Here is a 14,169-nt window from a genome sequence, read left to right as displayed (position 1 = left end):
CCCCTCGCAGAATGCGGTCTCCTCAGGCGGCGGGACGTTTCTCCGGCAGGCCCATCAGCTTCAGGGCGAAGGCGTAGATCATCGCAACCTCTTCGAGCTTGGCGAAGCGACCCGACGCGCCGCCGTGGCCGGCGCCCATGTTGGTGTGGAGCACGACGGGATTATCGTCGGTCTTCACCGCGCGAAGCCGCGCGACCCACTTGGCCGGCTCCCAATAGGTCACCCGCGGGTCGGTGAGGCCGGCCAGCGCCAGGATCGGCGGGTAGGCCTGGGGTTTCACGTTGTCGTAGGGGCTGTAGTCCGCGATCGTCGCATAGTCGGCGGGCGAGACGATCGGATTGCCCCATTCCGGCCATTCCGGCGGCGTCAGCGGCAGCGTGTCGTCCAGCATCGTGTTGAGGACGTCGACGAACGGCACCACCGCGACGATACCGCCGAACTTCTCCGGCGCCATGTTGGCCACCGCGCCCATCAGCATGCCGCCGGCCGAGCCGCCATTGGCGACGATCCGGTCGTGGCGGGTGTAGTTCTCGGCGACGAGATGGTCGGCTGCGGCGATGAAGTCGGTGAATGTGTTGCGCTTGTGCTCGCGCCGCCCCGCCTCGTACCAGCGGAAGCCCTTGTCCTTCCCGCCGCGGATGTGGGCGATCGCATAAACGAAGCCACGGTCGACGAGCGACAGGCAGTTGGTGTTGAACGACGCTGGGATGGTCATCCCATAGGAGCCATAGCCGTAGAGAAGGCACGGCGCCGAGCCGTCGAGCGGCGTGTCGCGGCGATAGACGAGCGAGATCGGCACCGTCTCGCCATCAGCCGCCGGAGCATGGATGCGGCGCGTCACGTAGGCCGCCGGGTCGTGGCCGGACGGCACTTCCTGCGTCTTCAGGAGCCGGCGCTCGCGTGTCTCCAGATCGTACTCGAAGGTCTGGTTCGGCGTCGTCATCGACGAATAGGAGAAGCGGATCGTGTCCGTGTCGAACTCGTAGGTGCCGCCGAGGCCGAGCGAATAGGCCTCTTCCTCGAAGGCGACGACATGCTCGGCACCGTCGGCAAGGCGCTTCACGACGATGCGCGGCAAGCCGTCCCGGCGCTCCAGCCAGACGAGGTGACGCTTCAGGATCAGGTGGTTGAGGATCAGGCGCCCGTCCTCGTGGGCAACGAGGTCGCGCCAGTTCTCCTTGCCGGGAAGGTCGGCGGGCGCGGTGACGATCTCGAAGTCGCGCGCGCCGTCGGCGTTGGTCAGGATGTAGAGGGTGCCGTCGCCCTCGTCGATGTCGTACTCGACGCCGGTCTGCCGTCGCACCACGAGGCGCGGCTCGGCAGCCGGGTTCATCGCGGGGATCAGCCAGGCTTCCGAGGTTTCGTGATCGTGGATGTCGATGATGACGAAGCCGCTCCCCTGCGTGCCGCCGACGCCCATGAAGAAGCCGGTGTCGGTCTCTTCGTAGATCAGCGGATCATCGGCCGGGTCAGTGCCCAGCGCATGGTAGAAGACGCGGCTCGGACGATGGTTCGCGTCGAGGCGGGTGTAGAAGAAGCCGTGCGAGCGGGCGTCCCATGCGACGCCGCCGCTCGTATCGGCGATGAGTTCGGCCGTGTCCTTGCCGGTTTCGAGATCGCGCACGGAGAGATCGTAGAATTCCGACCCCTTGTCGTCGCGCGACCAGGCAAGCCAGCGGTGGTCGGGCGAGTGGTCGACGCCACCGAGCGAGAAGTAGTCCGAACCTTCGGCCTCGACCTCGCCGTCGAGCATGACGCGCTCGTCGCCGCCCTCGCGCGGACGCCGGATGAAGCGGGGGTACTCTGCTCCGTGCCGATAGGACACACCGTAGGCATAGGGACCGTCGGGCACCGGAACGGACGAGTCGTCCTCCTTGATGCGCGCGCGCATCTCGGCGATCAGCTCCGCCTTCAGCGCGTCGAGGTCGCCGAGCACCGCTTTCGAATAGACGTTCTCCGCATCGATATGCGAGCGGATCGCCGGGTCGAGCAGGCTCGTGTCCTTGAACATCTCCTGCCAGTTCGGGGCGCGCAGCCACGCGTAGTCGTCGGTGCGCGTCTGGCCATGGCGCTCGTCCGAGACGGGACGGCGCACGGCAGGCGGGGGAGGGGGAAGGTCGTCGCGAAAGGCGGAGGGCATGGCGTGTCCGTTCAGGGCCGCAAGGGCAGGATACGGGACGCCGGAGGCGCCCCGCCTTCGGGGAACCTCGTCGCTCAATCGCGCTGGAAGTTCAACGCATATCCGTTCATGCAGTAGCGCAGGCCCGTCGGGCGCGGGCCGTCGTCGAAGACGTGGCCGAGATGCGCGTCGCAGTCGTGGCAGCGGACCTCCGTCCGCACCATGCCGTGCGAGCGGTCCGTCACCTCGTCCACCGAGGCCGGGTCGACCGGCTGGTAGAAGCTCGGCCAACCGGTGCCGGAATCGAACTTCGTCTCGGAGCGGAACAGCGGCCGGTCGCAGCATACGCAGGTATAGAGGCCGTCCGCCTTCTGATCCCAGTTCGGTCCGGTGAATGGGCGTTCCGTCCCGTGGCCGCGCGCGACCTGATACTGCTCCGGCGTCAGCTGCTCGCGCCATTCCGCGTCGCTTTTGTGCACCTTCTGATGCTCGGCCATCGTCGCCTCCTTCACGGCATTCCTCGAATGCTGCCTAGCTAGGATTGCGGGGCGTCGGCCACAAGCGCAACGAAGCCCGGAACCCGCACGGAAGCCGCGTTCACGGGCAGTTCAACCTTGAAAAACGGGGGCTCGGCTCTAGCCTTTGCTGCAGAGCGGCATCAGGACTGCCGCGCAGCGCGCGAGGCATCACGGGGACTGGATGGACCACCTTTCGGACGGATTGTTATTCCTCGCTCTGGCGCTTCCGTTCCTTGGAGCCCTCGTCGCTCCTCTCAGCATCATCCTTCTCGACCGGCTCGGTTCGGTCTTCCTCGCGCTGTTCCCGATCGGCGGTCTCGCCATCCTCTTCCAGCAGAGCGCGCAGGTTCAGGCGCGTGTGCCGATCCTGTTCGGCTTCGACTGGGTTCCCTCGTTCGGCGTGCGCTTCGCCTTTAGGCTCGACGGCCTGTCGTTCGGCTTCGCGTTCCTGATTCTCTTCATCGGCGCATTGGTCGTCATCTATTCCGGCGGCTACATGCCGCGCGGCTCCAGGCGCGGCCGCTTCCATGCGTTCATCCTTCTGTTCATGGGCTCGATGCTGGGCCTCGTCCTGGCCGACGATCTGATCACGCTCTTCATCTTCTGGGAGCTGACCTCGATCACGAGCTTCCTCCTCATCGGATTCGACCACGAGCGCGAGGCGGCGCGGCGCGGCGCCGTGCAGGCGCTGGTCGTCACCGGCGGCGGCGGGCTGGCGCTCCTGGCCGGCCTCCTGATGATCCGGGAGGGGACGGGGCTCTCGTCGCTGAGCCTTCTTCTCGACGCGCCTGACGCATTCCGCACCAGCGGCATCTTCGTTCCGGCCCTCCTCCTCGTCCTCCTCGGGGCCTTCACGAAGTCGGCGCAGATGCCCTTCCACGTTTGGCTGCCCAATGCGATGGAGGCGCCGACGCCGGTGTCGGCCTACCTTCATTCCGCGACGATGGTGAAGGCCGGCATCTATCTCCTGATGCGCATGTTCCCGATGGTCGGCGACAGCGCCATCTGGGCGACCGTCCTGCCGCTGTTCGGCGGGGTCACGCTGGTGGTCGGCGCAGTGCTGGCGCTACGCCAGAGCGACATCAAGCTGATGCTCGCCTACACCACGGTCGCCTCGCTCGGCCTTCTCGTCATGCTGCTCGGCATCGGGTCGGAGCTCGCGGTCGAGGCAGCGGTGCTCTACCTCTTCGCCCACTCGCTGGCCAAGGCGTGCCTCTTCATGGTGGCGGGCTCGATCGACCACGGGGCGGGAACGCGCGACATCCGCGCGCTCGGCGGCCTCCGCCTGAAGATGCCCGTCACCTTCGCCGCGGCGATCCTCGGGGCGGCGGCGATGGGCGGTCTGCCGCCTCTCTTCGGCTTTCTCGCCAAGGAGGAGGTCTATGCCGCGACCGCGACGGCCGACCTTCGCGGCATCCTGACGACGATCGCGGCCGTCGCCGGCAATGCCCTGATGTTCGCGGTGGCGCTTCTGGTCGCCCTGAAGCCGTTCCTCGGCCCGCTGCCGAGCGGCATGCGGCGCGCGCACGAAACGAGCCCAATGATCTGGTTCGGGCCGCTTCTCCTCGGCGTCATCGGCCTCGTCGCGGCGATCTTTTCGCAGACCACGCACAAGTTCATCTCCAACCCGATGTCGCCGCCCGCCCTCGACGGGGCGTTGGCGGTGGACATCGCGCTCGGCTTCCACTGGGGGCCGGCGCTGATCCTCTCGATCCTGACGGTCGCGCTCGGCATCGTGCTGTTCCTGCGCGCCCAGCGGATGCGCTCCGGCATCGCCGCGCTTCTCGCACGGATTGGTTGGGGGCCGGACAAGGGCTTCGATCAGGCGTTGCGCGGCCTCGTCGCCATCGCCTGGCACATCACCAACCGGCTTCAGCCCGGCCGCCTCGACATCTACATGCGCGTGACCTTCGGCGTGATCGTCGCGACCGTCTGGATCACGCTGGTCTGGACGCGGTCGCTGCCGGCCGTGCCCGAGTTCCCGCGCCTCTTCTTCTACGAATGGGCGATCATCGGCATCGTGATCCTTGGCATTCTCGTCGTCGCGTTCTCGGCGAGCCGTCTGACGGCGATCGTCTCGCTCGGCATTCAGGGCCTCGCGGTCGCGCTCCTCTTCATGCTCCTCGGGGCGCCGGATCTCTCGTTCACGCAGTTCATGGTCGAGATTCTCTCGGTCTCGATCCTAGCGCTCGTGATGACGAGGCTGCGGCTGATGCCGGCCGACCGGCGCCCGTGGAGCAAGATCGTGCCGGAGGCGGGGCTGGCGGCCGCCGGCGGCATCGGTCTTGGCCTTCTGCTGCTGGCCGTGACCCAGCGCCCGTTCGACACCCAGCTCGCCGAGTTCTACGAGACCTACAGCTACACGATCGCGCACGGGCGCAACGTCGTGAACGTGATCCTTGTCGACTTCCGCGGCGTCGATACCTGGGGGGAGATCGCGGTCGTACTGACGACGGGCGCCGCGATCCTCGCGCTCGTGCGCATCCGGGCGACGAAGCCGGACGGGCGCCATTCTCGCAAACGGCGGCGCCGGTCCGGGGAGTTGCATCCATGAGAACCGTCATCTTTCGCGTGATCGCGCCCTACATCACGGCCCTCATGCTTCTGTTCTCGCTGTTCGTGCTCCTGCGCGGACACAACGAGCCGGGCGGCGGCTTCATCGGCGGACTGATCGCCTCGTCCGCCATCGCGGTCTACGGTATGGCCTGCGGCGTCGAAGCGGTGCGCCGGGCGCTCCATTTCCACCCGATCGCCTATGCCGGGTTCGGCCTCATCGTCGCGGTGATCGCGGGCCTGATGCCGCTCTTCGGCGGTGCGCAGTTCATGACGGGGCTCTGGGCCTTCGTGTCCGTGGCGGGCGCGGAACTCGCCCTGTCGACGACGCTGATCTTCGATCTCGGCGTCTTTCTCGTCATCGTCGGCGCGATCTCCTCGATCGCGCTGTCGCTCGAAGAACGCTATTCCGGATGAGGGAGGCCGTCTGACATGGAAATCGCTCTGGCCGGCCTCGTCGCGGTGATGTTCTCCGTCACCATCTACCTCCTCCTGTCGCGCTACATCATCCGCATGCTGCTCGGCGTCGTCCTGCTCGGGAACTCCGTCAACCTGTCACTCTTCGTCGCCGGCCGGATCAGCCCGATCGCGCCGCCGCTCATTCCAGCCGGTCTCAAGGTCCCGCCGCAGGACATCGCCAACCCGGTGCCTCAGGCGCTGGTGCTGACCGCGATCGTGATCTCCTTCTCCTTCTTCGTGTTCCTCCTCGTCCTCGCCTATCGCGCCTACCAGGACCTCGAGACCGACGATACGATGGAGATGCGCGTGGCCGAACCCGAGGACGAGGGGCTTCCGCCCCTCGGTTATTGAGGGAGGGGACGATGGACGAAACCGCCACCCTCATTTCGCAGGCTATGGTGCTCGACCGGTTCACGCCGGATCAGGCGCTTCTGGTGCTGCCCGTCGTGATCTGCTTCGTCTTCGGCGCCATCCTCCTGATGATGCGCCGGCGCATGGATCTTCATCCGGTGATCGCGGTGATCGGTCTTGCGCTCCTCTTGGCCACCGACCTCGCCCTCCTGTGGCGCATCGCCGAGGGCGGGCCGATGTCGATGGCGATGGGCGGCTGGCTGCCGCCGTTCGGCATCTCCTTCACGGCCGATCTTCTCAGCGCCCTGTTCCTCTCCGTTGCCGGCTTTGCGGGGCTAGCCTGCGGCATCTACGCGATCGCCTCGATCGACGAGGAAGGGCGCCGCTACGGTTTCTATCCGTTCCTCTTCATGGTCATGGGCGGCGTGTCCGGTGCGTTCCTGACCGGCGACATCTTCAACCTCTATGTCTGGTTCGAGGTGATGCTGATCGGGTCCTTCGGGCTCCTGATCCTCGGCTCCGAGCGCGAGCAGCTCGACGGCGCGACCAAATACTGCTTCCTCAACCTCATCGGCGCGACGCTCTTCCTCCTGACGATCGGCTATCTCTATGGCCTCTTCGGCACGCTCAACATGGCCGATATCGCGGTCAAGTCGGCGCAGATGGAAGGCAACGGCATCCTTCTCACCATCGCCTCGCTGTTCGTCGTCGCCTTCGCGATGAAGGCCGCGGCGTTTCCGCTGAACTTCTGGCTGCCTGCCTCATACCATACGCCTCGCTTCGTGGTGTCGGCCCTGTTCGCCGGCCTTCTGACGAAGGTCGGCATCTACGCGCTGATCCGCGTCGTCCTCATGCTGTTCCCACCGGAGCGAGGTGGGCTCGGCTTCGTCATCGCGTGGATGGCGGCGCTGACCATGCTGTTCGGCGCGCTCGGCGCGCTCGCGCAGTCGGACCTGAGGCGCATGCTGAACTATGCGGTGATCACCGGCATCGGCACCATCCTTGCGGGGATCGCGATCCCGCCCGTCCTCGAAAGCGCGTCGAGCGCCATCACCACCGGTGCGGCCAGCGTTCTGCGGAGCGGCATGGAAGGGGGAGGGGTCGCAAGTGGCGTCTCCGCGGATGGGCCCCTGGCGACGGGACTGGCAGGAGCGATCTTCTATGCCGTGCATTCCATCGTGGTGATGACCGCGCTTTACCTTGCCGCCGGCGTCGCGGCCTTCCGAAACGGCTCGTCGTCTCTGCACGAGATGGGCGGGTTGTGGCGTCGGCATCCGTTGTTCTCGGCGCTGATGCTGGTGCTGCTGCTGGCCGTCTCCGGCCTGCCGCCCTTCTCGGGTTTTTGGCCGAAGATGCTGCTGGTAAGGGCCTCGATCTCGGCCGACCTGCCGTGGCTCGCCTTCGCGGTCCTTCTGTCCGGCTTCCTCCTGACGATCGCCTGCGCCCGCGTATTCGCCCTGGCCTTCTGGCGGCCGCTGCCGGCGCTGGCCGACCCGGAGCCGCACGCCGCCGAGGACGCGTTCCGGGCGCCGCCGCCCGGACGGCCGCTGGCGACGATCCCGCTCGTCGCGCTCTGCGTCTTCGTGATCGCGATCGGCATCTGGCCGCAGCCGCTCGCCGGCTTGTCGATGCAGGCGGCCCATCAGGTCCTGCACCCTTCGCAATATCTTTCGGCGGTTCTCGGAGCCGTGCCATGAGCCCCTTCGTCGCCAACCTCCTCCTCGCGCTCGTCTGGCTCGTGATCACCGGCGGGTTCAGCCTCGCGAACCTCATCTTCGGATTCCTGCTCGGCGGCGCATCGCTGTATCTGATCCGCGAGCAGGTGGGGGCGGGCAGCTATTTCCAGAACGGCCGCAAGGTCGCCTCGCTGATCCTCTTCCTGATCTACGATCTCGCCGTGTCGGCATGGCGCGTGGCGGTCGTCGTCATGCGGCCGAAGCTCGAGCTGAAGCCCGGCGTCTTCCTCTATCGTCACAAGGTGCGCAGCGAGTTCCAGATCGCGCTCCTCTCCAATCTCGTGGGCCTCACGCCCGGGACCCTGATCTTCGACATCTCGGACGACGAGCGCACGCTCTTTGTCCATGCGTTCGACTGTTCCGATCCCGACGCACGTCGCCGGGAGATCTCGGAGGGCTTCGAGCGCCGCATCCTGGAGCTGTCGGAATGAGCTTCCTGCAGTTCTCCGAGATCGTTCTCGACTGGGCGCTGTCGATCGCGCTCGTGCTTCTATGCCTGTCGCTGACGCTGACGATCGTGCGCATCTGGAAGGGGCCGACGCTGCCGGACCGGGTTCTCGGGCTCGATGTCCTGACGAGTTCCTCGATCGGGCTGATCGCGGTGATCGGCATCGACACGGGGTTCACTCTCTATGTCGACATCGCCATCGCGCTCGGTCTCGTCGGCTTTCTGGCCACGATCTCGTTCGCGCGCTTCATCATGGCGCGCGGCGACACCGAGCGTTCGCCTGTCGCGATCGCGATGAGCGACGAACCGGACGAGGTCGCCCTGTCCGAGGAGCCACAATCATGACCGCGATGGGTAATCTACTGGCCGCCCTGTTCGTCATCCTCGGCGCCTTGTTCGCGCTCGTCGCATCAGTCGGCATCCTGCGCCTTCCGGATTTCTACACCCGCGTCCATGCCGCCTCGAAGGCCGGCACGGTGGGATCGGCGCTGGCCCTTGTCGCTCTCGCCATCGTTTCGGTCCAGACCGCGGAGGTGCTACGGGCCATCGCGGCCATCGTGTTCTTCTTCCTGACCGCTCCGATCGCCGCCCATCTTCTCGGTAAGGCGGCCTATTCGGCGGGGTATCGCATGTGGTCCGGCTCGGTCCTCGACGAGATGCAGGCGCGCAGACCCGCGACGGAAGAGGGCGACGGCAGCGCGACGAAAAGGCCGATCCTGTGAGTTCGCGCACTCTGATCGCAGCGGCGGGACTGTTCGGCGCTGCCGGCACGGCCGGTGCGGCCTTCGCGGCCCATGGCGGTGCGCAGGCCAACCTTGTCGCCATCGCGGCCGCCATCGCCTTCGTGCATGCGCCGGCGCTCCTGGCCTTGGGTCTCGCGCCGCTCGGGGCTCTCCGGGCTCCCCTGCTGCCCGGTCTCCTGATGATCCTCGGCACGCTCCTGTTTTCGGGCGATGTGGCCCTGCGCGCCGTGACAGGCGACCGCCTCTTCGCCAACGCCGCGCCGATCGGCGGTACGATCCTCATCCTCGCCTGGCTGACGCTCGCGATCCTCGCCGTCCTGCCGCGTCGTTCGGCTTGACGCCGCGTCGGCGCGATGGCTCCCATGCTGGCCAGCAGGGGAGACGAGCATGACGGGATTCGACGAGAAGTTGTTCGCGGGCCGCACGGTGATGGTCACGGGAGCGGGGCGGGGCATCGGCGCGGCGGTCGCGACGGCGTTCCTGCGGTGCGGCGCGAAGGTGATCGCCCATGCCGGGCGCGACCTCTCGCATGTCGAGGGCGACCTCCTTGCGCGACTGCCGGCCGGCTCTCGGGCGAACCTGACACTTCTGACCGGCGACCTCGCTGCACCGGACGGCGGCGCGGAACTTGCCCGCGAGATCCTGTCCCATGCGGACGCGATCGACGTCCTCGTCAACAATGCCGGCACGATGGGCGGACGCATTCCGACGGGTCAGGAAACACGCGAGGACTACGACCACGTCCTCGATCTCAACATCCGCTCCGTCGTGGCGCTCACCGGCACCCTCCTGCCGGCGCTGCGCCGGGCCAACCACGCCTCGATTGTCAACACGGTGTCGATCTCGGGCCGACAGGGCGGAAGCGCCGGATCGGCACTTTACTCAGGCGCGAAGGCCTTCGTCTCGGCTTGGACGAAGACGCTCGCCAAGGAACTGGCGCCGGACGGTATCCGGGTGAACGCGGTCTCGCCGGGCACGATCATGACGGACTTCCATCGCCGGTATTCGACCAAGGAAAAGCTCGACGCGACTGCCGCGACGATCCCGATGAAGCGGCTCGGCACAGCCGAGGACTGCGCGCCGGCCTACCTCTTCCTCGCGGCCCACACCCTGTCCGGTTACGTCACCGGCCAGATTCTCGAGGTGAACGGCGGTCAGCTGATGCCCTGACCGCCGGGCGCGGTCAGTTCGCGGACGGCGGAGCCGGGGGCCCAGCCGGAGCGGGCGGCGTCGCGAGCGCCGCCTGCGGGCCGCCGCGCAGGGCCGCCAGCAGCCGGGCGGCGAGCGCGTCGTAGTTGCCGTCGAAATGGTGGCCGCCCTCGATCGGCAGCTTGGTGAATGCGGCGAGCTTCGGCTCGATGCAGGCGGTGTCGTCCTCCTCCGAGCCGTAGACGCACAGGACCCGCTCGGCCGGAAGCCGCGAGGCGGCTTCGACCACGTCGCTGTCGCCGGTCGACATGCCGAGCCAACCGCCGACCGAGATCTGGAAGCCTGTTTGCGTGGAGGGAGCTAGAAGGCCGATCAGCGACACGCGCTGCGCCCATTCCGGCGACAGATCGGCGATCGCGAAGGGGAGGGTATCGGCGCCGAACGAGTAGCCGAGAAGGCCGATCGGCACACCTGCCGCCGGCTTCACGTTGGTCAGCATGGCGTCGATGTCGTCCGCCATCTGCTTGGCGGTCTTTTCCGACCAGAAGTATCGCAGCGAATCGACACCGACGACCTCGACCCCTTCGGCGGTGAGCCAGTCGCCGATTGTCTTGTCGAGATCGCGCCAGCCGCCATCGCCCGAGAAGAAGACCACGACAGCCTTCGGCTGGCCTTTCGGCTTTCCGACGACGATTGGAAGCTCGGTCCGGTCGGCATCCGCGATCGCGAGCGCGCCCTGAACCACGGCTGCGTCCCGCGCCTCGGGCGTCGCGATGGCGCTCTGGCCGGCGCGCATCGGGGCCTTCATCGCGGTGGCGATCTCGGTGCCCTCGGACGCGACGAAGGTGAATGGGGCGGGCAGGTCGGCGCCGCGATCATAGGTGAAGGTGCCGGGCCCCGCTGGCGTCGCGGTGGCACCCTCGCAGACCGGAATCCGCGTGTGGGCGGCCGGCGGAGCATCGAGTGCCACGCCGCCGGCCAGGGTCGCGGCGGGGGCGTCGGCGACGGCGGCATAGGCGAGCGTTCCGCCTTCGCCACGACCGACGACCACCGGGTGGAAGTAGGTGTCGAGTTCGAGCGCCCGCAGCGCTTCCTTGGCGATGCCCTCGAGGTCGGAGCCGAGGTAGAGGCACTCGCCGTCGGGCCCGGCGTCGGTCTCCAGTGCCGCGCGCCAGCGGTCGAGATCGACCGGGATGACGATCAGCCCGGCGGCCACAAGCTCTGCTGCCAGATCACGGTCGACGCGGGTGATGCCGCCGCGATCGGACACGAGAACGACGAGCCCGCGGGCGTCGTCACCCGGCGAGAGGACGTCGACGTTCTGGAGGTTATCGGCGGAAATCCGGGCGGCTACGAGGCTTCCCGCTGCCTGATCCAGGGCGCGCGAGGCGAGAAGCGCGGAACTGGCTCCGCCCAGAAGCATGAGGGCGAGCGATGCGGACAGTACGGAAAGGGTGCGCTTCATGGATCCTGCTTCGGGCGTCCGGAGATGAGGGCGGTCACGTCGACGAGGCATTTGGCCGTGTCGAAGCCGCCCGGGCAGATCAGGTAGTGCGGTGTCCAGACCGGATTGAACTTCTGCTTGAAGCCCTTCAGCCCGTCGAAATGGTAGAAGTTTCCGCCTCGGCGATAGAGGAACGAGCCGAAGCGGTTCCAGCGCGAGGCGCCGCGGCGATCGACGAGGCCGGACAACGGCGCCGCGCCGAGGTTGAACCAGCGATAACCCTCCTCCTTGCCGTGGAGAAGGAGCTTGGCGAAGAGGGCATCCATCAGGACGCGCGAGACGTCCGGCAGGAAGCGCATCAGGTCGATCGACAGCTCTTCCTTGTTCGCGCCGCGCCAGAGATTGGCGAAGGCGACGATGGCGCCGTCCTTGCGCATCACCGCCATGTCGAAGTGCGAGAGGTAGGCCTCGTCGAAGTAGCCGAGCGAGAAACCCTTCTCCGAACCCGCCTTATTCTCCAGCCATGCGTCGGAGACGGCGCGCAGTTCGGCCATCTCGGCCTTCACCTGCTCGGCGCCGATGATCTCGAAGGACAAGCCTTCGCGCTCGGCCCGCCGCATGGCAGTGCGAAGGTTCTGCATCTTCTGGCCCTCCAGCTTGAAGGCCGGGAGATCGACCCGCGCGACCTCGCCGAGCTTCAGGGCGCTGAGACCCATGTCGAGGAAGAGCGGCAGGCTTTCCGGTCCGACCTGATAGAAGACCGGCCGCTCGGCCTGCCGGTCGGCGAGGTCGCGGAAACTCCAGGCAAGTTCGGACACGACGTCGGGCGGCCCCACCGGTTCGCCGAGCGCGATCAGGCTGCCGCCGGAACGCGCGTACATGACGAAGCCGCGGCGATCGGGCGAGAACAGGAAGCGCTTGTCGCCAAGAAGCGCGAGCCACGCGTCGGTCGACGGTGAGGCCGCCACGATCGGCGCGACCTCGGGCGGGATCGCGCTGGCCCGATGCAGTTTCTCGGTGCGCCGATGGATCGCGACATCGAGCCCGACCGCCGCGACGATCGCCACCGCCACGACGCTGGCGCGCAGAAAGCGCGGCGCGTCGGCATTCAGCGCGAAGTCCCACCACATCGTGTTGGCGTACTCGACGTGACGGTAGGCGAAGAAGCCGAGCCAGATCGAGGCCATGACGGTCGCAAGCACGGCCGCGAGCCAGCTCCAGGTGAGGGCGAAGGGATTGAGGACCGAACGGCGGTAGAAGGCGCGGCGGAAGCCGAGGAGGAGCGTCGCCTGGATCACCAGGAGAACCGCTTCCTCCCAGTCGAGGCCGCGGAACATGGCGAACACGGCGCCGGCAAGGAGAAGGCCGAGCGATACGACCCAAGCGCGCCAAAGCCGCTTGGCTAGGCCGCGCGCGACAATCAGCAGAGCCACGCCGACGAAGCTCGCGGCCAGCTGCGACATCTCGATGAAGGGCAGGGGAACGATGTCCCCAAGGACGCCGATCCGCGACGCGACGCTCGGCAGCGAGCCCGAAGCCAGGAGAACGAGGCCGCCCCCGAACGTGAGCGCGGCGACGGCTGGGGGCACGATGGGTTCGACCGCCCGGAAGAGTTCCTTCGCCGGTCCCGCGACGACGCCGCGCCGGCGAACCACCTCGATCACGGCAAGCACCACCACGGTCACCACCAGAGGCAGGATCGTGTAGATCAGGCGGTAGAGGACAAGGGCCGCGACGACGTCGGCTCGATCCGACAGTCCGAGCGTGACGAGAAGCGTCGCTTCGAACGCGCCGAGACCGCCGGGCGCCGAGGACGCGACACCGACGACGGTCGCCACGGCGAAGACGAGCGAGAAGAGCAGGAAACTGCCGACCGTGCCCGGCGGCATCAGAACGTAGAGGACGGCGGCTGCGGCGCCGACGTCGACGATGCCTGCGACCAGCTGCACCAGCGCGCCGCGGTGGGACGGCAACGCCATGTGGAAGCGCCCGATCCGAACCTCGCGCGCGCCGCGCGAGAGCCAGAGCACGAAGAGCCCGACAAGGGCGACGATAACGATGCCGAGCACCAGATCGACGCGGTGGTCGAGATCCTTCAGCAGGGGGATACCGCTCGGATCCACCATGAGCGCGACGCCGAGCATGATGGCGAGCGCGAACCAAAGCGCGAACCAGGACGTGCCGACGATGCGACCGATGTCGGCAAGTTCGATGCCGCCGGACTTGTAGGCATGGTATCGCAGCGCGCCGCCGGTCAGAAGCGGAAAGCCGAGCGCATTGGAAATGGCGTAGCCGGCCGCGCCGACGACTGCTGCCACGGGGCGCGAGACCCGACCCGGCGCGATCGTCTCGACGGCCACGACGTCGTAGAGGGAGACGGCGGCGAAGCTGACCATCGTGAAGAAGATCGCGAGCACCAGGGCCGAGGTCGGCACGCCGGCCACTGCGGCGTGGATCTCGCCGAGCGACAGGCTGGACATCATCGTGTGAAGCGTGGCGAAGGCCACCACCGAGATCGCAAGGCCGATCCCGACCGGCACCCAAGTCTTCCAGCCGCGGCCGGACCTGGGGCCGGTAGCCGTTTCCGTAACGTCCGCTTCCACGCTCATCGGCACCCGCATATCCTGCCCATGATCTCAAGTCTCGCCC

The 14,169-nt window shown here is 67.4% G+C and carries 13 protein-coding genes; 9 read left to right on the top strand and 4 right to left on the bottom strand.

The genetic code is table 11. The features are described from left to right. Positions 1–22 precede the first annotated feature (22 nt). Positions 23–2,140 carry a S9 family peptidase gene (locus BM175_RS05775; protein ID WP_090960561.1) on the bottom strand — a complete coding sequence of 706 codons (2,118 nt, stop codon included), beginning with the start codon at positions 2,138–2,140 and terminating at the stop codon, positions 23–25. A gap of 74 nt (positions 2,141–2,214) precedes the next feature. Continuing rightward, on the bottom strand, positions 2,215–2,616 hold the full coding sequence (gene msrB, locus BM175_RS05770; protein WP_090961255.1) for a peptide-methionine (R)-S-oxide reductase MsrB: 402 nt from the start codon (positions 2,614–2,616) through the stop codon (positions 2,215–2,217). Between the two features lie 202 nt (positions 2,617–2,818). On the opposite strand from msrB, the gene BM175_RS05765 reads away from it, so the two are divergent. The 9 genes from BM175_RS05765 to BM175_RS05725 are packed head-to-tail and all read left to right on the top strand — an operon-like array spanning position 2,819 to position 10,097. After that, positions 2,819–5,191: a putative monovalent cation/H+ antiporter subunit A gene (locus BM175_RS05765; protein ID WP_090960558.1), complete on the top strand. Its 2,373-nt coding sequence runs from the start codon at positions 2,819–2,821 to the stop codon at positions 5,189–5,191. After that, entirely contained in the window at positions 5,188–5,607 is a 420-nt protein-coding gene (locus BM175_RS05760) for an MnhB domain-containing protein (RefSeq protein ID WP_090960556.1), read from the top strand. Before BM175_RS05765 ends, BM175_RS05760 begins: the two co-directional genes overlap by 4 nt. A 15-nt stretch (positions 5,608–5,622) precedes the next feature. After that, positions 5,623–6,000 carry a Na+/H+ antiporter subunit C gene (locus tag BM175_RS05755; protein ID WP_055889619.1) on the top strand — a complete coding sequence of 126 codons (378 nt, stop codon included), beginning with the start codon at positions 5,623–5,625 and terminating at the stop codon, positions 5,998–6,000. A gap of 11 nt (positions 6,001–6,011) precedes the next feature. Further along, positions 6,012–7,697: a proton-conducting transporter transmembrane domain-containing protein gene (locus BM175_RS05750; RefSeq protein WP_090960554.1), complete on the top strand. Its 1,686-nt coding sequence runs from the start codon at positions 6,012–6,014 to the stop codon at positions 7,695–7,697. Further along, positions 7,694–8,167 carry a Na+/H+ antiporter subunit E gene (locus tag BM175_RS05745; RefSeq protein ID WP_090960551.1) on the top strand — a complete coding sequence of 158 codons (474 nt, stop codon included), beginning with the start codon at positions 7,694–7,696 and terminating at the stop codon, positions 8,165–8,167. The genes BM175_RS05750 and BM175_RS05745 overlap by 4 nt, the downstream gene beginning before the upstream one ends. Beyond that, positions 8,164–8,529: a cation:proton antiporter gene (locus BM175_RS05740; protein ID WP_090960548.1), complete on the top strand. Its 366-nt coding sequence runs from the start codon at positions 8,164–8,166 to the stop codon at positions 8,527–8,529. Before BM175_RS05745 ends, BM175_RS05740 begins: the two co-directional genes overlap by 4 nt. Continuing rightward, on the top strand, positions 8,526–8,906 hold the full coding sequence (mnhG, locus tag BM175_RS05735; RefSeq protein WP_090960545.1) for a monovalent cation/H(+) antiporter subunit G: 381 nt from the start codon (positions 8,526–8,528) through the stop codon (positions 8,904–8,906). The genes BM175_RS05740 and mnhG overlap by 4 nt, the downstream gene beginning before the upstream one ends. Further along, complete coding sequence (locus tag BM175_RS05730) at positions 8,903–9,265, top strand: DUF423 domain-containing protein (RefSeq protein WP_090960542.1); 363 nt, start codon at positions 8,903–8,905, stop codon at positions 9,263–9,265. The genes mnhG and BM175_RS05730 overlap by 4 nt, the downstream gene beginning before the upstream one ends. Before the next feature lie 49 nt (positions 9,266–9,314). Beyond that, complete coding sequence (locus tag BM175_RS05725) at positions 9,315–10,097, top strand: SDR family NAD(P)-dependent oxidoreductase (RefSeq protein WP_090960539.1); 783 nt, start codon at positions 9,315–9,317, stop codon at positions 10,095–10,097. 13 nt (positions 10,098–10,110) lie between these two features. On the opposite strand, the gene BM175_RS05720 is transcribed toward BM175_RS05725, so the two are convergent. Further along, entirely contained in the window at positions 10,111–11,541 is a 1,431-nt protein-coding gene (locus BM175_RS05720; RefSeq protein WP_244545888.1) for an AcvB/VirJ family lysyl-phosphatidylglycerol hydrolase, read from the bottom strand. Continuing rightward, positions 11,538–14,129, bottom strand: coding sequence for a bifunctional lysylphosphatidylglycerol flippase/synthetase MprF (mprF, locus tag BM175_RS05715; RefSeq protein ID WP_090961249.1), 2,592 nt, complete (start codon positions 14,127–14,129; stop codon positions 11,538–11,540). Before mprF ends, BM175_RS05720 begins: the two co-directional genes overlap by 4 nt. Positions 14,130–14,169: the final 40 nt, after the last annotated feature.

Source organism: Aureimonas phyllosphaerae (assembly GCF_900113065.1).
GTDB classification, from domain to species: domain Bacteria; phylum Pseudomonadota; class Alphaproteobacteria; order Rhizobiales; family Rhizobiaceae; genus Aureimonas; species Aureimonas phyllosphaerae.
This window is presented reverse-complemented; position numbering and strand designations above follow the sequence as displayed.

Bases quoted from the DNA above. Each gene is read 5' to 3' on its own strand.
- BM175_RS05775 (WP_090960561.1), bottom strand. From the start codon at position 2,140: ATGCCCTCCGCCTTTCGCGACGACCTTCCCCCTCCCCCGCCTGCCGTG.
- msrB (WP_090961255.1), bottom strand. From the start codon at position 2,616: ATGGCCGAGCATCAGAAGGTGCACAAAAGCGACGCGGAATGGCGCGAG.
- BM175_RS05765 (WP_090960558.1), top strand. From the start codon at position 2,819: ATGGACCACCTTTCGGACGGATTGTTATTCCTCGCTCTGGCGCTTCCG.
- BM175_RS05760 (WP_090960556.1), top strand. From the start codon at position 5,188: ATGAGAACCGTCATCTTTCGCGTGATCGCGCCCTACATCACGGCCCTC.
- BM175_RS05755 (WP_055889619.1), top strand. From the start codon at position 5,623: ATGGAAATCGCTCTGGCCGGCCTCGTCGCGGTGATGTTCTCCGTCACC.
- BM175_RS05750 (WP_090960554.1), top strand. From the start codon at position 6,012: ATGGACGAAACCGCCACCCTCATTTCGCAGGCTATGGTGCTCGACCGG.
- BM175_RS05745 (WP_090960551.1), top strand. From the start codon at position 7,694: ATGAGCCCCTTCGTCGCCAACCTCCTCCTCGCGCTCGTCTGGCTCGTG.
- BM175_RS05740 (WP_090960548.1), top strand. From the start codon at position 8,164: ATGAGCTTCCTGCAGTTCTCCGAGATCGTTCTCGACTGGGCGCTGTCG.
- mnhG (WP_090960545.1), top strand. From the start codon at position 8,526: ATGACCGCGATGGGTAATCTACTGGCCGCCCTGTTCGTCATCCTCGGC.
- BM175_RS05725 (WP_090960539.1), top strand. From the start codon at position 9,315: ATGACGGGATTCGACGAGAAGTTGTTCGCGGGCCGCACGGTGATGGTC.
- BM175_RS05720 (WP_244545888.1), bottom strand. From the start codon at position 11,541: ATGAAGCGCACCCTTTCCGTACTGTCCGCATCGCTCGCCCTCATGCTT.
- mprF (WP_090961249.1), bottom strand. From the start codon at position 14,129: ATGAGCGTGGAAGCGGACGTTACGGAAACGGCTACCGGCCCCAGGTCC.